Raw genomic sequence first — 17,967 nt, forward strand, 5'->3', positions numbered from 1 at the left:
AAGGCTCTTTCCCTTTAGTCGATGACTTTCGGAACCAGATACAGGCCGTTTTCGACCGCTGGCGCGATGGACTGGTAGGCCTCGCGATGATTGACTTCGGTCACGACGTCTGCGCGCAGGCGCTGGTTGGCTTCCAGCGGGTGAGCCAGGGGCTCGATGCCGTCGGTATTCACGGCCTGCATTTGGTCAACCAGCCCGAGAATGCTGTTCAGGGCTGCGGTGGTCTGTGGAAGATCGGCATCATTCAGGCCAAGCGAGGCCAGATGTGCGATTTTTTCCACGTCGGAGCGTTCAAGCGCCATGGGATTCTCCAGTGGAAAACAGAACGGAGGGCGTCCGTGTGTTAGATTGTCGGAACACTACCGCATTTCTACGGTCATATGGCCGCGATTGTGGGGGTTGGTGCGTAGAAAGTCGGCCAATTTAGCACATTGGCGCCTTGCCCAAAATCCCTGTCGTTGTTAGAGTTTGCCGCACTTTTTTACCCACGCGTTGCCTAGGGTCCTTTCCCCATGTTCAAGAAACTGCGTGGCATGTTTTCCAGCGATCTTTCCATTGACCTGGGCACTGCCAACACCCTTATTTACGTGCGCGAGCGCGGTATCGTCCTGAATGAGCCATCGGTTGTGGCTATTCGGACCCATGGTAATCAGAAAAGTGTCGTTGCCGTTGGCACCGAGGCCAAGCGTATGCTTGGGCGAACACCAGGCAATATCGCTGCCATTCGTCCGATGAAAGACGGCGTGATCGCCGACTTCAGTGTCTGCGAGAAGATGCTGCAGTACTTCATCAACAAGGTTCACGAAAACAGCTTTCTGCAGCCCAGCCCTCGTGTGCTGATCTGCGTTCCGTGCAAGTCCACCCAGGTGGAGCGTCGTGCCATCCGTGAATCGGCGCTTGGTGCCGGTGCTCGTGAAGTGTTCCTGATCGAAGAGCCAATGGCTGCTGCGATCGGTGCCGGCCTGCCGGTTGAAGAAGCGCGCGGTTCGATGGTGGTGGATATCGGTGGTGGTACCACTGAAATCGCCCTGATTTCCCTGAACGGCGTGGTGTATGCCGAGTCCGTCCGTGTTGGTGGCGACCGCTTCGACGAAGCGATCATCACTTATGTGCGTCGCAACTACGGCAGCCTGATCGGCGAATCCACCGCCGAACGCATCAAGCAGGAAATCGGTACCGCTTATCCGGGCGGCGAAGTGCGCGAAGTCGATGTTCGCGGTCGCAACCTGGCCGAAGGCGTGCCGCGTGCCTTCACCCTGAACTCCAATGAAGTGCTGGAAGCTCTGCAAGAGTCCCTCGCCACCATCGTTCAGGCAGTGAAGAGTGCCCTGGAGCAATCGCCTCCGGAGCTGGCTTCCGATATCGCCGAGCGTGGCCTGGTACTGACCGGTGGTGGCGCCTTGCTGCGCGACCTCGACAAGTTGCTGGCCCAGGAAACCGGTCTGCCGGTGATCGTCGCCGAAGACCCGCTGACCTGCGTCGCCCGTGGCGGTGGCCGTGCACTGGAAATGATGGATAAACACACCATGGACCTGCTCTCCAGCGAATAAGTGGTTGCTGGTAAGCCCATGTTTCGCCCGCAGGCAGCACTTTGCAGTGCTGCCTGTTGGCGTTTATCTTCTTCAATCTGCATCCAGGCCGGTTAGATGCCGTATGAATAGAGAGAACATTTGCCTGGGAGGAGCGGCCTATTAAACCGCTTTTCGCCAAAGGCCCCTCATTGGGCGTGCGCTTATTGGTGCTGGTCGTGCTTTCGGTCGCGCTGATGGTGGTCGATGCCCGCTTTGCACTGCTCAAGCCCGTGCGTAGCCAAATGTCGCTGGTGTTGATGCAGACTTACTGGATCACCGACCTGCCGCAACGTCTCTACCAGGGCGTGGCCAGCCAATTCGGCAGCCGCACCGAGCTGGTCGCCGAGAACGAAAAACTCAAGACTGAAAACCTGCTGCTGCAGGGGCGCATGCAAAAGCTGGCGGCCCTCACCGAGCAGAACGTTCGGCTGCGCGAGTTGCTCAACTCCTCCGCGCTGGTCAACGAGAAGGTCGAAGTCGCCGAGTTGATCGGCATGGACCCCAACCCCTTTACCCATCGCATCATCATCAACAAGGGTGAGCGCGACGGTGTAGTCCTTGGCCAGCCGGTACTCGATGCCCGTGGCTTGATGGGGCAGGTGGTCGAGTTGATGCCCTACACCTCGCGCGTATTGCTGCTGACGGACACCACTCACAGCATTCCGGTGCAGGTCAACCGCAACGGCCTGCGCGCGATTGCCAGCGGTACGGGTAATCCGGAGCGTCTTGAGCTGCGTCATGTGGCCGACACGGCCGATATCAAGGAAGGCGACCTGCTGGTCAGTTCCGGCCTGGGCCAACGCTTCCCGGCGGGTTATCCGGTGGCGACGGTCAAGGAAGTGATCCACGACTCCGGCCAGCCCTTCGCTATTGTCCGCGCCGTGCCGACTGCCGCGCTGAACCGCAGCCGCTACCTGTTGCTGGTGTTCAGCGACAACCGCACCGCGGAAGAGCGCGCCAACGACGCCGCTCAGGCCCAGGAAGCGGAAGACAAGCGTAACGGCACCGTGCCGATCATCCCGGCGACCGTGCCAAAACCCGCGCCGGCTACACCGCCTGCAACTGCGCCGGCGCCGGCTGCGCCCGTGGCCACGCCAGCCAAGCCGGTCGCTCACAGCACTCGCCCGGTGAAACCAGCGGCGACTAAACCGCCGGCCGCCCAGCCTGCGACCACGCCGCCCGCTGCGAAGCCGCCGGCCGCCGCCCCGGCAACCACGCGGCAGAGGGAGGAATAATGGCCGGTACTCATTCGCACAATGGCTGGATCGTCTGGCTGACCTTTGCCCTCGGCTTGTTGCTCAGCGTATCGCCGCTGCCGCAGTTCATGGAAATCCTGCGCCCGCTCTGGCTGGCTTTGCTGCTGGCATTCTGGTCGCTGAACCTGCCGGATAAAGTGGGCATGGTCACGGCGATGTTTCTGGGCTTGGCGGAAGATGTGCTCTATGGCACCTTGCTGGGGCAGAACGCGTTGATCCTGACCCTGATCACTTTTCTGGTGCTCTCGTTGCAGCAGCGTCTGCGCATGTTCCCCATGTGGCAACAGTGCCTGGTGATCCTGGTGATCTTCGGCTTGGCGCAGTTGGTGCAGCTATGGCTCAGTGCCTTGACCGGTAACCGGCAGCCGACCTTGGCGCTGGTGTTGCCGGCCCTGGTCAGTGCGTTGCTGTGGCCGTGGGTCAGTTTCGGTCTGCGCGGGTTATGTCGTCGCTATAAAATCAATTGAATGGATTGCGAGGCTCTGCCTGGTTATCGAACCCCACAGGGAGAGTCTGCAATGAATTCGCTTTATCTGGCCTCGGGCTCCCCAAGGCGGCGTGAACTGCTGACCCAGATCGGTGTGCCCTTCACCGTGGTCAGCGCCGCGATTGATGAAACGCCTCTTACGGACGAATCTCCCGTTTCCTACGTCGAGCGCCTGGCGCGTGCCAAGGCGGCGGCGGGTTTTGCTGCCCTAGGGGAAACCTCGGGGGGCTGCGTGCTGGGCGCCGACACGGCGGTGATCGTTGATGGCCAGATCCTTGGCAAACCAGTGGATCTGGCCGACGGCCTGGCCATGTTGCTGGCTCTGGCAGGGCGTGAACATGAAGTGCTGACGGCCATTGCCCTCACGGACGGTCAGCGCTGTGTAACCCGATGTGTAAGCAGTCGGGTACTTTTTCGGGGGATTTCTGTCGAGGAGGCTACAACCTACTGGCACAGTGGAGAACCCCAGGACAAAGCCGGAGGCTATGCTATCCAAGGGCTAGGCTCGGTGTTCGTGGCCGGGCTCACTGGCAGTTATTCCGCCGTGGTAGGCCTGCCGGTGTGCGAAACCGCTCAGTTGCTTGGCCAATTCGGCATACCCTGTTGGCAAAACCTTACCGTGCGCTGAGCCTCGTACACAGCGCCCAGCCTTAAGCGACCGGTCACTATTGTGAAAACGCCTGAACGAGACCCAGCCATGAGTGAAGAGATTCTGATCAATATCACGCCGATGGAATCGCGCGTGGCGGTGGTAGAGAACGGTGTTCTGCAGGAAGTTCACGTCGAACGCACCCAGAAACGCGGGATCGTCGGCAACATCTATAAAGGCAAGGTCGTGCGCGTATTGCCGGGCATGCAGGCCGCCTTCGTCGACATCGGCCTGGACCGTGCCGCGTTTATCCATGCTTCGGAAATTTCCCTGCGTGAAGGCCCAGCGGTGGAAAGCATCAGCGCCCTGGTGCATGAAGGGCAGAGCCTGGTGGTGCAAGTCACCAAGGACCCCATCGGCTCCAAAGGTGCGCGGCTGACCACCCAACTGTCGATTCCTTCGCGCTACCTGGTGTACATGCCGCGCACCGCGCATGTCGGCATTTCGCTGAAGATTGAGGACGAAGCAGAGCGCGAGCGCCTGAAAAAAGTGGTCAGCGACTGCGTTGCCGCCGAGGGCATCAAGGAAGCGGGTGGGTTTATTCTACGCACCGCCGCTGAAGGCGCCGGTGCCGATGAAATCCTCATGGATATCCGTTATCTGCGGCGGTTGTGGGACCAGATCGGCGCACAGATCAAGACCGTCGGCGCCCCCAGTGTCATCTATGAAGACCTGGGCCTGGCCTTGCGTACCTTGCGTGACCTGGTCAGCCCCAAGATCGAGAAGATTCGCATCGACTCGCGGGAAACCTTCCAACGCACCACGCAGTTCGTTGCCGAGCTGATGCCGGAAATTGCTGACCGCCTGGAGCATTACCCAGGCGAGCGGCCGATCTTCGACCTGTACGGCGTCGAAGACGAAATTCAGAAGGCCCTCGAACGCAAGGTGCCGCTCAAGTCCGGTGGCTACCTGGTGGTGGATCCGGCCGAAGCCATGACCACCATCGACGTCAACACCGGTGCGTTCGTGGGGCATCGCAACCTTGAAGAGACCATCTTCAAGACCAACCTCGAAGCGGCCACTGCGATCGCCCGCCAATTGCGCCTGCGCAACCTGGGCGGGATCATCATCATCGACTTCATCGACATGGAAGATGAAGAACACCAGCGTCAGGTGCTGCGCACCCTCGAGAAACAACTGGAGCGTGATCACGCCAAGACCAACATCATCGGCATCACCGAGTTGGGCCTGGTGCAAATGACCCGCAAGCGCACCCGCGAAAGCCTGGAGCAAGTGCTGTGCGAGCCATGCAGCAGTTGCCAGGGACGCGGTAAATTGAAGACGCCTGAAACGGTTTGCTACGAGATTTTCCGGGAAATCCTACGAGAGGCGCGAGCCTACCAGGCTGAAGGTTATAGAGTGCTTGCCAACCAGAAAGTGGTCGACCGTCTGCTGGATGAAGAGTCCGGTAACGTGGCCGAACTGGAGGGGTTTATCGGTCGTACTATTCGGTTCCAGGTCGAAACCATGTATTCCCAGGAACAATACGACGTGGTGCTGCTCTGATCCTCATTCATTTGTTTTCCCTGATTCCGACAGACCTTGATCTGTGGTCCGACTACTGCCTTGAGGGTCGCCTGACATGGAGCGTCTGATACGCTTTTTTGCCGCTTTGACCCGCTGGGGCCTGGGCCTGTGCGCCTTGCTGCTGGTATTGGCGGCGGTGTACGTGAGCCTTGGGCGTGAATTGACCCCGTTGGTCGCCGAATACCGCGCCGAAATCGAAGCCAAGGCCCAGGCCGCGTTGGACATGCCGCTGCAGATCGGTCGTCTTGAAGGCCGCTGGAGCGGTTTCGCGCCTGTGTTGCTGGCCCACGACGTGATGGTGGGCGAGGGCAGCAATGCCTTGCGCCTGGACCAGGTCCAAGTGGTACCGGACATCTGGGCCAGCCTGATGGCGCGCGACGTGCGCATCGCCCACCTGGAAGTCAGCGGCCTGCAACTGAGCGTCAAGGAGGACAAGGATGGCCACTGGGCGCTGCAAGGCCTGCCGGTGCAGGACGACCAGCCGCTGGCCCCGGAGCAGTTGCTCAACCGCATGCAGAGCGTCCAGCGGGTCTCGTTGCTGGATAGCCAGGTCACGTTGCAGCCGTTCGACCAGGCGCCGCTGACCTTCACGTATGTGGGCCTGAGCCTGCAAACCGGCACCACCCGCCAACGCCTGGACGCCCGCCTGACCCTGCCGGATGGCCAGCCCCTGGCCCTGAGCCTGCGCACGCAAATCCGCGCCAGTGCCTGGAAAGACGCTGAGGTTCAGGCCTACCTGAGCTTGCCCCAGAGCGATTGGGCCACATGGATTCCGGCCAGGTTGACCCAGCAATGGAAACTCACGCAGTTCAAGGCTGGCGGCGAATTCTGGCTGACCTGGGCCAAAGGCACCGTGCAAAGCGCGGTGGTGCGCCTCAACTCGCCGCAAGTGAAGGGCAGCTACGCGGATCGCAAGCCGGTACACATTGAAAACCTCGCCCTGACCGCTTACCTGCAACGCAGTGAGAGCGGCCTCAAGGTGCTGTTCGATTCGTTGGCGATGAACCTCGGTGATACCCGCTGGGAATCGCGCCTGCAATTGCAGCAACGCCTGGCCACCGACAAGGAGCAGGAAGTCTGGAAGCTGCAGGCCGACCGCCTCGACCTGACCCCGATCACCCCGCTGCTGAATGCTCTGGCGCCATTGCCGGAAGGATTCGCCAAGACGATCGAACACCTTAAGGCCACCGGCGTGCTGCGCAATGTGTTGGTGGATTTTCGCCCACAGGACACGACCGATCAGAAAGTCAGCTTTGCCGCCAACCTCGACCGGATAGGCTTTGACGCCTACTTCGGTGCCCCTGCCGCACGTAACATTTCCGGCAGCATCAGCGGCGACCTGGGACAGGGCGAGTTGCGCATGGACAGCAAGGACTTTTCTCTGCATCTCGACCCGATCTTTGCCAAGCCCTGGCAGTACATCCAGGCCAATGCGCGCCTGACCTGGAAGCTCGACCAGCAAGGCTTCACCTTGATCGCACCGTATATCAAGGTGCTGGGCGAGGAGGGCAAGGTCGCCGCCGACTTCCTGATTCGCCTGCATTTCGACAATAGCCAGGAAGACTACATGGACCTGCGGGTCGGCATGGTCGACGGCGACGGGCGTTTCACGCCTAAATACCTGCCGGCGGTGCTGAGCCCGGCGCTGGATGAATGGCTGCGCACTGCGATCCTCAAGGGCGCGGTCGATGAAGGCTTCTTCCAGTATCAAGGCTCGTTGAATCACGACGCATTGCCCGCCTCGCGCAATATCAGCCTGTTTTTCAAAGTGCATGATGCTGAATTGGCGTTCCAGCCGGGTTGGCCCCATGTGAGCAAGGTCAACGGCGAAGTGTTTGTCGAGGAAAGCGGTGTCCGCATCCTGGCCAGCAAGGGCCAACTGCTCGACACCGGCGTCAAGGACGTCTACGTCAATATTCCTCACGCGCCTGCGGGCAAGGATAGCCACCTGCTGCTCACCGGTGGTTTTGCCGGCGGCCTGGGTGATGGCCTGAAAGTCCTCCAGGAAGCGCCGATAGGCACCGCTGCGACCTTTGCCGGTTGGAAAGGCGAGGGCGATCTGCAGGGCAAGCTGGATCTGGATGTCCCGTTGGCCAAGGGCACCGAGCCGAAGATCGTGGTGGATTTCCAGACCGACAAGGCGCGCCTGCAATTGGCCGAGCCGACCCTGGACCTGAACCAGCTCAAGGGCGATTTCCGCTTCGACAGCGCCAAGGGCCTGAGCGGGCAGAACATCACGGCGCAAGCCTTCGATCGGCCGATCAGCGCGCAGATCTTTGCGGATGGCAAGCCGGGCAAGATCAGTACCCGCGTCACCGCCAGAGGCCAGGTCACGGTCAAGCGCCTGACGGACTGGTTGAAAGTCAGCCAGCCGCTGCCAGTGTCCGGCGATATTCCGTACCAGTTGCAGCTCAATTTGGACGGTGCTGACAGCCAGTTGATGGTCAGCTCCAACCTCAAAGGTGTGGCGGTGGACCTGCCGGCGCCGTTCGGCATGCCGGCCAGCCAGGGCCGTGACAGCGTGTTCCGCATGACCTTGCAGGGCGCCGAACGCCGCTACTGGTTCGATTACGGCGATCTGGCGAACTTCACCTTTGCGGCGCCGCCGGACAAGTTCAGCGAAGGCCGCGGCGAGTTGTTTCTGGGTAATGGCGATGCGCTGCTGCCCGGTGGCAAAGGCCTACGCATTCGCGGTGTGTTGTCGGAGTTGGACATCGAACCGTGGAAGAAACTCGTCGATCGCTACGCGGGCAACGACCCGGGAGGCAGCGCGAAACAGCTATTGAGCGGTGCCGACTTCAAGGTGGGCAAGTTGACCGGCTTTGGGCAGCAGTTCGACCAGGTCAACCTCCAACTGGACCGCAAACCCGCGGCCTGGGGCCTGCAGTTTGACAGCCAGCAGGCCAAGGGCACGGTCAACCTGCTGGACGCCAAAGGCGCGCCGATTGCGGTCAACCTGCAGTACGTGAAATTGCCGGCCTTGGACCCAACGGTACAGGCGGATGAGAATGCGCCCGACCCATTGGCCGACATCGATCCCAAGGTTATTCCAGCGCTGGATATCAGCATCGATCAACTGTTCCAGGGGCCGGACCTGATCGGCGCCTGGTCGTTGAAGATCCGGCCGACCGCCAAGGGCCTGGCCTTCAACAACCTGGACCTGGGCCTCAAGGGCATGCAGCTCAAGGGGGCAGGCGGTTGGGAGGGGGCTGCGGGTGACAGCAGTAGTTGGTACAAAGGGCGCCTGGATGGCAAGAACATTGCCGATGTCCTCAAGGGGTGGGGCTATGCACCTACCGTGACCAGTGAAGACTTTCACCTGGATGTGGACGGCCGTTGGGCGGGCTCGCCCGCTTGGGTCGGACCCAAGCGTTTTTCCGGCAGCCTGGATGCAACGTTCCGCAAAGGTCAGTTCGTTGAAGTGGAAGGCGGCGCCCAGGCGTTGCGGGTGTTCGGCCTGCTTAACTTCAACTCGATCGGCCGCCGGCTGCGCCTGGACTTCTCCGACCTACTCGGCAAAGGCTTGAGCTATGACCGGGTCAAAGGCTTGCTCGCGGCCAGCAACGGGGTGTTTGTGACGCGCGAGCCGATCACCCTGACGGGGCCGTCGAGCAATCTGGAACTCAATGGCACCTTGGACCTGGTGGCTGATCGCGTAGATGCCAAACTGCTGGTGACCCTGCCGGTGACCAATAACCTGCCGATCGCCGCGCTGATTGTCGGTGCACCGGCCATTGGTGGCGCGCTGTTCCTGATCGACAAGCTGATTGGCGACCGTGTTTCGCGTTTTGCCAGCGTGCAGTACAAAGTGGAAGGGCCATGGAAAGACCCGAAAATCACCTTCGACAAGCCATTTGAAAAGCCAAACTGAGAGCCTGTGGAGTAGCATGGCTGCATGCCATTTATGGAGTGTCGGCCGATGTCCTTTGCGGTAATTCAAATGGTCAGCCAGAGCGATGTGCTGGCCAACCTGGCCCAGGCCCGGCGCCTGCTGGAGCAAGCGGCGGCCCAGGGAGCGCGGCTGGTGGTGCTGCCGGAAAACTTCGCCGCCATGGGCCGCCGTGATGTGGCTGACATCGGTCGCGCCGAGGCGCTGGGCGAAGGGCCGATCCTGCCATGGTTGAAACAGACCGCCCGCGACCTCACCTTATGGATAGTCGCCGGCACTTTGCCGCTGCCGCCCAAGGACCAACCGAACGCCAAGGCCAACGCCTGCTCGTTGTTGATCGATGACCATGGCGAGATCGTCGCCCGCTACGACAAGCTGCATTTGTTCGATGTCGACGTGGCGGATGCGCGCGGTCGCTATCGTGAGTCCGATGACTATGCTTTCGGGAGCAACGTCGTCGTGGCGGATACACCGGTGGGCCGCTTGGGCCTGACGGTGTGTTACGACCTGCGCTTTCCGGAGCTGTACAGCGAGTTGCGCGCAGCGGGGGCTGAACTGATTACCGCGCCCTCGGCCTTCACTGCGGTGACCGGCGCCGCACATTGGGATGTGCTGATTCGTGCGCGGGCCATCGAGACCCAGTGCTATCTGCTGGCGGCCGCCCAGGGCGGGGTTCATCCGGGGCCACGGGAAACCTATGGGCATGCGGCGATTGTCGATCCATGGGGCCGCGTGTTGACGCAACAGGATCAAGGCGAAGCGGTGTTGCTGGCCGAACGCGACAGCAGTGAACAGGCGTCGATACGGGCGCGCATGCCGGTGGTCAACCACCGGCGTTTTTTCTCGCGGGGCGCGCAGCGGCCTGCTTCAGAACGATGAATTTAAGGCCAAACCTATGAGCGAGTTGTTGTCCTCAGTCAGTGAACACCTCCTGGCACCCGGTGGCGTGACCATCGAAAGCCTGCAAACCGTGCTGGGCGATCTCGCCGGGCCGGGCATCGACGCGGCCGACCTGTATTTCCAGGGGCAGATTTCCGAGTCGTGGGCCCTAGAAGATGGGATCGTCAAGGAAGGCAGTTTCAACCTCGATCAGGGCGTCGGCGTGCGTGCGCAATCCGGTGAAAAAACCGGTTTCGCCTATAGCAACGCGATCACCCTGGAAGCCCTGGGCCTGGCTGCCCGTGCCGCCCGTTCGATTTCCCGCGCTGGCCAGAACGGCACGGTGCAGGCATTCAGCACCCAGGACGTGGCTCAGTTGTACGCGCCGGATAACCCCCTGGAAGTGATCAGCCGTGCAGAAAAAGTCGATCTGCTCAAGCGTATCGACGCCGCGACCCGCGCCCTCGACCCGCGTATCCAGCAAGTCACCGTGAGCATGGCCGGGGTGTGGGAACGCATCCTGGTGGCGTCCACCGACGGTGGTCTGGCGGCAGATGTGCGGCCGCTGGTGCGTTTTAACGTCAGCGTGATCGTCGAACAGAACGGCCGCCGCGAGCGCGGAGGCCACGGCGGTGGCGGGCGTACCGACTACCGTTATTTCCTCGCCGAGGACCGCGCCATGGGCTATGCCCGCGAAGCGCTGCGCCAGGCGTTGGTCAACCTGGAAGCCATCCCTGCACCTGCCGGCACCTTGCCGGTGGTGTTGGGCTCGGGCTGGTCCGGCGTATTGCTCCATGAAGCCGTGGGGCATGGCCTGGAAGGCGACTTCAACCGCAAGGGCAGTTCGGCCTATAGCGGGCGCATGGGCGAGATGGTCGCCTCCAAGCTATGCACCATTGTCGATGACGGCACCCTGGCCGGTCGCCGTGGCTCGTTGAGCATCGACGACGAAGGCACCCCGACTGAATGCACTACATTGATCGAAAACGGCGTGCTCAAGGGCTACATGCAAGACAAGCTCAACGCCCGCCTGATGGGCGTGGCACGTACCGGTAACGGTCGCCGCGAATCCTACGCGCACCTGCCGATGCCGCGCATGACCAACACCTACATGCTTGCAGGCGAAAGCGACCCGGCGGAAATCATCGCCTCGGTGAAACGCGGGATCTACTGCGCCAACCTCGGCGGCGGTCAGGTCGACATCACCAGCGGCAAGTTCGTGTTCTCCACCAGCGAGGCGTACCTGATCGAAGACGGCAAGATTACCGCGCCGGTCAAAGGGGCGACGTTGATTGGTAACGGGCCGGAAGCCATGAGCAAGGTGTCGATGGTCGGTAACGACCTGTCGCTGGACAGCGGCGTGGGCACGTGCGGCAAGGATGGGCAGTCGGTGCCGGTGGGCGTGGGTCAGCCAACCTTGAAAATTGATGCGATCACCGTGGGTGGCACGGGGTCGTAAGAGCGGGAGCTTCGGGTGGCGAAGACCGCCACCCGGGGAAGAGGATCAACGCAGGCCGCGTTGAGTCTCGTCCAGCTCACGGATGTACTTGAACATTTTACGGCTGGTGGCCGGCGCCTTGTTTTGCGCCAGTTCGTGCTGGGCCTGACGGATCAGGGAGCGCAGTTGCTGGCGATCCGCGTCCGGGTAGTCCAGTACGAATTTCTCCAGCACCGCGTCATCGCCCGAGATCAGGCGGTCACGCCAACGTTCCAGGTTATGGAAGCGTTCGTTGTACTGGCGAGTGGAGGCATCGAGTTGATCGAGCAGGGTCAGAATCGCGTCAGTGTCCTGATCGCGCATCAGCTTGCCGATAAACATGATGTGCCGTTTACGCGCGATATTCGCGGTGTGCTTGGGTGCATCCTGCAGAGCCCGACGCATTTCGTCGGTCAGCGGCAGTTTTGCAATCAAGTCAGGCTTGAGCGTTGTAAGGCGCTCGCCGAGGTCAACCAGAGCATGCAGCTCGCGTTTGACCTGGGTTTTGCTTTTCTCCCCATCGAGGGAGTCGTCGTAAGAATCAACCATGGTGGCAGTCCGCAAAGAAACGCCGCCATGATAACCAGTCGGGGGCCGCTTGTCCGGCCCGGTCGCTCGATGGCCTTAACCGAAAGCAGAATTTGAGTGGAGAAAACCATGAGTGCAGCCCAAAGCGTCGGTCCGCAAGCGTTACCGGCACTGCAGGAACAAGTCGAGCAGATCCTTGCCGAGGCCAAGCGCCAGGGGGCCAGTGCCTGCGAGGTGGCTGTGTCCCTGGAGCAGGGGCTGTCGACGTCGGTGCGTCAGCGGGAAGTCGAAACCGTCGAATTCAACCGCGATCAGGGGTTCGGCATCACCTTGTATGTAGGCCAGCGCAAAGGCTCGGCCAGCACGTCGGCGAGTGGGCCGGAAGCAATTCGCGAGACGGTGGCCGCCGCATTGGCGATTGCCAAGCACACGTCTGAGGATGAAAGCTCGGGTCTGGCCGACAAGGCGTTGATGGCCAAGGATCTGCAGGATTTCGACCTGTTCCATGCCTGGGACATCACCCCGGAACAAGCCATCGAGCAGGCGCTGACCTGCGAAGCGGCGGCGTTTGATGCCGATCCCCGGATCAAGAACGCCGACGGCACCACCTTGAGCACCCATCAGGGCTGCCGCGTGTATGGCAACAGCCATGGCTTTATCGGCGGTTATGCCTCGACGCGCCACAGCCTGAGCTGCGTGATGATCGCCGAAGCCAACGGCCAGATGCAGCGTGATTACTGGTACGACGTGAACCGCCAGGGTGACTTGCTGGCCGACCCGGTCAGCATCGGCCGGCGTGCTGCGCAACGTGCCGCAAGCCGCCTGGGCGCGCGCCCGGTACCGACCTGTGAAGTGCCAGTGCTGTTCTCGGCCGAACTGGCCGGTGGCCTGTTCGGCAGTTTCCTGGGGGCGATTTCCGGCGGCAACCTGTACCGCAAATCGTCGTTCCTCGAAGGTGCGATTGGCCAGAAGCTGTTTCCGGAGTGGCTGACCATCGATGAGCGTCCGCACCTGATGCGTGCCATGGGCAGCTCGTCGTTCGACGGCGATGGCCTGGCGACCTATGCCAAGCCGTTCGTCGAAAACGGTGAGTTGGTCTCCTACGTGCTGGGCACTTATGCCGGGCGAAAACTCGGCCTGCCGAGCACTGCGAACTCTGGCGGTGTGCACAACCTGTTCGTGACCCACGGCGAAGAGGACCAGGCGGCGCTTTTGCGGCGCATGGGGCGCGGCCTGTTGGTGACCGAATTGATGGGCCAGGGCTTGAACATGGTCACGGGGGATTATTCCCGCGGTGCGGCGGGTTTCTGGGTAGAAAACGGTGAGATCCAGTTTGCCGTCCAGGAAGTGACCATTGCCGGCAATATGCGCGACATGTTCAAGCAGATCGTTGCCGTGGGTAACGACTTGGAGCTGCGCAGCAATATCCGTACAGGTTCGGTCCTGATCGAGCGGATGACGGTCGCCGGTAGCTAATCCTTCCGACGTTTCACCAAAAGGCGCGCCATCTTGCAGATGGCGCGCCTTTTTTGTGGCTGCGTTTCAGGTTGATTGGCTTGGCGCTCTTGTTTTGATTCTCAATATCATTTAATAATAAATATCATTATCAAGCGAGTGCGGATCATGAGTGCTGTCCTGCATGAGGACCCCTATCTGGAAAGCTGGCGTTGGATGAGTCGTCAGATTCGCTGCTGCCTCGATCCCAATGAGCCGCGCCTGATCGAACACTACCTCAATGAAGGTCGATACCTCGCGTGTTGCACCGCGACCCATCCGTGGACGATCGCTGAAACGGCCTTCCGTCTGCTGATCGACACCGCCACCGACATCGCCTTGCCGTGGCATTGGCGATCCCAGTGCCTGGACCAGGCCTGGCGCCCGCTGCGCGACCTGGAAAAACTCTCCCGCTGTGCCTGCCGCCTCAAGCGCTGGCAGAGCTTTGCCTGGCAATTGGCGACGTGCGAATTGCTGCCTTCGATTTCCGTTTCTGACTGGGTGCAAGGATCTTCCGATGAGTAATAGCCGTATCGAACGTGACAGCATGGGCGAACTGCAAGTCCCCGCCGAGGCCTTGTACGGCGCGCAAACCCAGCGCGCGGTGAACAACTTTCCGATCAGCCACCAGCGCATGCCGGCGCCATTCATTCGTGCGCTGATCCTGGCCAAAGTTGCAGCGGCCAAGGTCAACGTCGACCTCAAGCAAATCAGCGAAGGGCAGGGCAAGGCTATCGTCGATGCCGCTCAAGGCTTGCTGGAAGGCGATTTCATGCCGCACTTCCCGGTGGATATTTTCCAGACCGGTTCCGGCACCAGTTCCAATATGAACGCCAATGAAGTGATCGCGACCCTGGCCAGCCGTTTGCTCGGCGAGGCGGTCAACCCCAACGATCACGTGAACTGCGGCCAAAGCAGCAACGACGTCATCCCAACCACTATCCACGTCAGCGCGGCGCTGGTGCTGCATGAGCAAACGTTGCCGGCGTTGCAGCACCTGGTGCAGGTCATCGAACAGAAGGCCGAAGAGGTCCACCCATTCATCAAGACCGGCCGCACGCACCTGATGGACGCCATGCCGGTGCGCATGAGTCAGGTGCTCAATGGCTGGGCGCAGCAGCTCAAGGCCAATATCGCTCATCTACAGGACTTGCTGCCGAGCCTGCAAGCCCTGGCCCAGGGCGGTACGGCTGTCGGCACTGGGATCAACGCGCACCCGGAGTTCGCAGTGCGTTTCAGCCAGCAACTGAGCAGCTTGACCGGCGTGCAATTCACCCCGGGCAAGAACCTGTTCGCGTTGATCGGCTCCCAGGACACCGCCGTCGCCGTCTCCGGCCAGTTGAAAGCTATCGCTGTGTCGTTGATGAAAATCGCCAACGACTTGCGCTGGATGAACTCCGGCCCGCTGGCAGGCCTGGGTGAAATCGAACTGGAGGGGTTGCAGCCTGGCTCTTCGATCATGCCCGGCAAGGTCAACCCGGTGATCCCGGAGGCGACGGCCATGGTCGCCGCGCAAGTCATCGGCAATGACACGGTGATCACCATTGCCGGCCAATCCGGCAACTTCGAGCTGAACGTGATGCTGCCGATCATCGCCCAGAACCTGCTCAGCAGCCTCGAACTGCTGGCCAATTCCAGCCGCCTGCTGGCGGACAAGGCCATCGCCAGCTTCAAGGTCAATGAGGCAAAGCTCAAGGAGGCGCTGTCGCGCAACCCGATCCTGGTCACCGCACTCAACCCGATCATTGGTTACCAAAAGGCCGCTGAAATCGCCAAGCAAGCCTATCAGCAAGGTCGTCCGGTGATTGATGTCGCCCTCGAACACACGGACTTGCCGCGCAGCCAACTGGAGGTCCTGCTGGACCCGGAAAAGCTCACGGCTGGCGGCGTGTAATCATCGACCCTGCTTTGGAGGCTCACCATGGAGCATTGGAAACGCACGATCGAACGGGCCAATCGCTGCTTTATGCAGGGCGAACTGGTCGACGCTCGCGAAGCCTATTTGCAGGCCCTGGCCCTGGCTCAAGTGTTGTTCGAACGCTGGGCGAACGCCGACGAAGCAGTGGCCGCCTGTGTCATTTCCCATCACAACCTGGCGGACCTGCACTTGCGCCTGAACCAGCCGGAAGAAAGCGCAGAATACCTCTGCGCCATCCACCAGCGCCTGTTACAGACCCTGCAGGACCGGCGTCTGAGCCCGCAACTGCGTGATGCGGCGCTGCGCCAGAGCAGCAAAACCTACGTCGAGCTGTTGAACTTCATCAGCGATTACGGCGAATACCCCCGTACCCATCGCTTGCTGGGCGGTACTGCGGCGCAACCGACCCCTCCTCAATACGGAGCACACTGATATGTCCTACACCTTGCCTGCCTTGCCTTACGCCTACGATGCCCTGGAGCCGCATATCGATGCGCAAACCATGGAAATTCACTACACCAAGCACCACCAGGCTTATATCAACAACCTCAATGCCGCCGTGGAGGGCACCGAGTTTGCGGGCTGGCCGGTAGAGAAGCTGGTATCGAGCGTCCAGCAACTGCCCGAGAAACTGCGCGCTGCGGTGATCAATCAAGGCGGTGGTCATGCCAACCACTCGTTGTTCTGGGCGGTAATGTCGCCCAAAGGTGGCGGCAAACCCGAGGGCGCGCTGGGCCAGGCGATCGATGAGCAACTGGACGGCTTCGACAGTTTCAAGGACGCCTTCACCAAAGCCGCGTTGACGCGCTTCGGCAGCGGCTGGGCCTGGCTGAGCGTCACCCCGCAAAAGACCTTAGTGGTGGAGAGCAGCGGCAACCAGGACAGCCCGCTCATGAACGGCAACACTCCGATCCTCGGCCTGGATGTGTGGGAACACGCCTACTACCTGCTCTACCAGAACCGTCGGCCTGAATACATCAATGCTTTCTACAGGGTTATCAACTGGCCGGAAGTTGCTGCCCGCTACCAGGCCGCCCTGGCCTGATATCACCCTCTCTACCAAGACTTAAGGCTGACTATGGGCACTGAAACACTGGCGATCAGCGGCGTGCGAATGTTTCGTTATACGTTTGGCTCGCTGCTGCTATTGGCAGGTACTGCATTGCTGGTGGCTCAAGGATTCGCCTGGCTGGACTTGGAGCCGCGCATCCTGCGAGCCCTGCAGGGTGGGGCGATCTGCGCGCTCGGCACCGCGTTGGGCGCCGTGCCTGTGTTGGTTATCCGGCGCATGCCGGCAGCGTTGAGCGATACCTTGCTGGGTTTCGGTGCCGGAGTGATGCTCGCGGCGACAGCGTTTTCACTGATCGTACCGGGCATTGCGGCGGCTGAAGGCCTGGGGCTCACCCCGTGGGGCGCGAGTGGCTTGATCAGCGTTGGCATCCTGCTGGGGGCGTTCGGGTTGTACCTGGTCGACCGCAAGGTCTCCGGTGCCAGCCCGGAAATGCTGGTCGGCACGCCGGAGCACCCGGTGATCCCGCCACGCATCTGGCTGTTCGTATTTGCCATCATTGCGCACAACATCCCGGAGGGTATGGCCGTGGGCGTTTCGGCGGGCGGCGGTATGCCGGATGCCGACAGCCTGGCCATGGGCATTGCCTTGCAGGATGTGCCCGAAGGCCTAGTGATTGCGTTGGTGTTGGCCGGGGCAGGGATGTCGCGGGTCAAGGCGTTCCTGATCGGTGCGGCCTCGGGTCTGGTCGAGCCGATATTTGCCGTGCTTTGCGCCTGGTTGGTGAGCCTGGCAGAAGTGTTGCTACCGCTAGGCTTGGCGTTGGCTGCCGGCGCGATGCTGCTGGTGGTCACTCACGAGGTGGTCCCCGAGTCGCGGCGCAATGGCCATGAACAGCTCGCCAGCCTGGGATTGTGCATTGGGTTCTGTTTGATGATGGTGATGGATACCGCGCTGGGCTGAAGCTGTTGCGGCTTCAGCCGCTGTCTCAAAGGGTGGGCTTATTCACCCTCATCAAAGAAGTTATTGATCAGCTTGACCAGGGCGTCCATCGCTTCCTGCTCTTGCTCGCCTTCCGTCTTCAAATGAATCTTGGTGCCCTTGCCGGCGGCCAGCATCATCATCGCCATGATGCTTTTGCCGTCGACCATGGATTCTGGGGTGCGCCCAGCGCGGACCTGGCAGGGGAACTGCCCGGCGATGCCGACGAACTTGGCTGAGGCCCGGGCGTGCAGGCCCAGCTTGTTGATGATTTCAATTTCCAGAGCGGGCATCGCGGGGGT

Annotated in this window: 17 protein-coding genes; 14 read left to right on the forward strand and 3 right to left on the reverse strand. The window is 61.2% G+C overall.

Going from position 1 to position 17,967, the window contains the following annotated elements; genetic code table 11:
• Positions 1-14 precede the first annotated feature (14 nt).
• Positions 15-302 (reverse strand): Asp-tRNA(Asn)/Glu-tRNA(Gln) amidotransferase subunit GatC, encoded by a 288-nt coding sequence (gene gatC, locus P3S72_RS05300; protein ID WP_247408111.1) that lies wholly within the window; start codon positions 300-302, stop codon positions 15-17.
• 210 nt (positions 303-512) lie between these two features.
• On the opposite strand from gatC, the gene mreB reads away from it, so the two are divergent.
• The 8 genes from mreB (at position 513) to tldD (ending at position 11,717) form a co-directional block, all read left to right on the forward strand.
• Complete coding sequence (gene mreB / locus P3S72_RS05305; RefSeq protein ID WP_002555108.1) at positions 513-1,550, forward strand: rod shape-determining protein MreB; 1,038 nt, start codon at positions 513-515, stop codon at positions 1,548-1,550.
• Between the two features lie 140 nt (positions 1,551-1,690).
• Positions 1,691-2,806 (forward strand): rod shape-determining protein MreC, encoded by a 1,116-nt coding sequence (gene mreC, locus P3S72_RS05310; RefSeq protein ID WP_276197898.1) that lies wholly within the window; start codon positions 1,691-1,693, stop codon positions 2,804-2,806.
• Positions 2,806-3,294, forward strand: coding sequence for a rod shape-determining protein MreD (gene mreD, locus P3S72_RS05315; RefSeq protein ID WP_276196524.1), 489 nt, complete (start codon positions 2,806-2,808; stop codon positions 3,292-3,294). Before mreC ends, mreD begins: the two co-directional genes overlap by 1 nt.
• 51 nt (positions 3,295-3,345) lie before the next feature.
• A complete protein-coding gene (locus tag P3S72_RS05320; RefSeq protein WP_276196525.1) occupies positions 3,346-3,942 on the forward strand; it encodes a nucleoside triphosphate pyrophosphatase in 597 nt (198 codons plus the stop codon).
• A 69-nt stretch (positions 3,943-4,011) separates the two neighbouring features.
• Entirely contained in the window at positions 4,012-5,469 is a 1,458-nt protein-coding gene (gene rng / locus P3S72_RS05325; RefSeq protein ID WP_010567681.1) for a ribonuclease G, read from the forward strand.
• Positions 5,470-5,545: 76 nt separating this feature from the next.
• Entirely contained in the window at positions 5,546-9,361 is a 3,816-nt protein-coding gene (locus tag P3S72_RS05330; protein ID WP_276196526.1) for a YhdP family protein, read from the forward strand.
• Between the two features lie 48 nt (positions 9,362-9,409).
• Positions 9,410-10,258, forward strand: coding sequence for a carbon-nitrogen hydrolase family protein (locus tag P3S72_RS05335; protein ID WP_276196527.1), 849 nt, complete (start codon positions 9,410-9,412; stop codon positions 10,256-10,258).
• A gap of 16 nt (positions 10,259-10,274) precedes the next feature.
• Positions 10,275-11,717 (forward strand): metalloprotease TldD, encoded by a 1,443-nt coding sequence (tldD, locus tag P3S72_RS05340; RefSeq protein ID WP_253393415.1) that lies wholly within the window; start codon positions 10,275-10,277, stop codon positions 11,715-11,717.
• Positions 11,718-11,762: 45 nt separating this feature from the next.
• On the opposite strand, the gene yjgA is transcribed toward tldD, so the two are convergent.
• On the reverse strand, positions 11,763-12,284 hold the full coding sequence (gene yjgA / locus P3S72_RS05345) for a ribosome biogenesis factor YjgA (RefSeq protein WP_247396003.1): 522 nt from the start codon (positions 12,282-12,284) through the stop codon (positions 11,763-11,765).
• Between the two features lie 108 nt (positions 12,285-12,392).
• On the opposite strand from yjgA, the gene pmbA reads away from it, so the two are divergent.
• The 6 genes from pmbA (at position 12,393) to P3S72_RS05375 (ending at position 17,647) form a co-directional block, all read left to right on the forward strand.
• The gene (gene pmbA, locus P3S72_RS05350; protein WP_247396002.1) at positions 12,393-13,739 is read left to right on the forward strand and encodes a metalloprotease PmbA; all 1,347 of its coding nucleotides are present in this window, start codon (positions 12,393-12,395) and stop codon (positions 13,737-13,739) included.
• 147 nt (positions 13,740-13,886) lie between these two features.
• A complete protein-coding gene (locus tag P3S72_RS05355) occupies positions 13,887-14,282 on the forward strand; it encodes a FagA protein (RefSeq protein ID WP_253393416.1) in 396 nt (131 codons plus the stop codon).
• Positions 14,275-15,651: a class II fumarate hydratase gene (locus P3S72_RS05360; protein ID WP_276196528.1), complete on the forward strand. Its 1,377-nt coding sequence runs from the start codon at positions 14,275-14,277 to the stop codon at positions 15,649-15,651. Before P3S72_RS05355 ends, P3S72_RS05360 begins: the two co-directional genes overlap by 8 nt.
• Before the next feature lie 27 nt (positions 15,652-15,678).
• Positions 15,679-16,107, forward strand: a complete 429-nt coding sequence (locus tag P3S72_RS05365) for a hypothetical protein (protein ID WP_247395999.1) — start codon at positions 15,679-15,681, stop codon at positions 16,105-16,107.
• A gap of 1 nt (position 16,108) precedes the next feature.
• On the forward strand, positions 16,109-16,720 hold the full coding sequence (locus P3S72_RS05370; RefSeq protein ID WP_276196529.1) for a superoxide dismutase: 612 nt from the start codon (positions 16,109-16,111) through the stop codon (positions 16,718-16,720).
• Positions 16,721-16,753: 33 nt separating this feature from the next.
• On the forward strand, positions 16,754-17,647 hold the full coding sequence (locus tag P3S72_RS05375; protein ID WP_276196530.1) for a ZIP family metal transporter: 894 nt from the start codon (positions 16,754-16,756) through the stop codon (positions 17,645-17,647).
• Between the two features lie 38 nt (positions 17,648-17,685).
• Here the strand turns inward: P3S72_RS05375 and P3S72_RS05380 are convergent, their stop codons facing one another.
• Positions 17,686-17,958 carry an HPr family phosphocarrier protein gene (locus P3S72_RS05380; RefSeq protein WP_276196531.1) on the reverse strand — a complete coding sequence of 91 codons (273 nt, stop codon included), beginning with the start codon at positions 17,956-17,958 and terminating at the stop codon, positions 17,686-17,688.
• Between the last annotated feature and the right edge of the window lie 9 nt (positions 17,959-17,967).

It is taken from the genome of Pseudomonas sp. D3 (genome assembly GCF_029320995.1).
GTDB lineage: Bacteria > Pseudomonadota > Gammaproteobacteria > Pseudomonadales > Pseudomonadaceae > Aquipseudomonas > Aquipseudomonas paraveronii.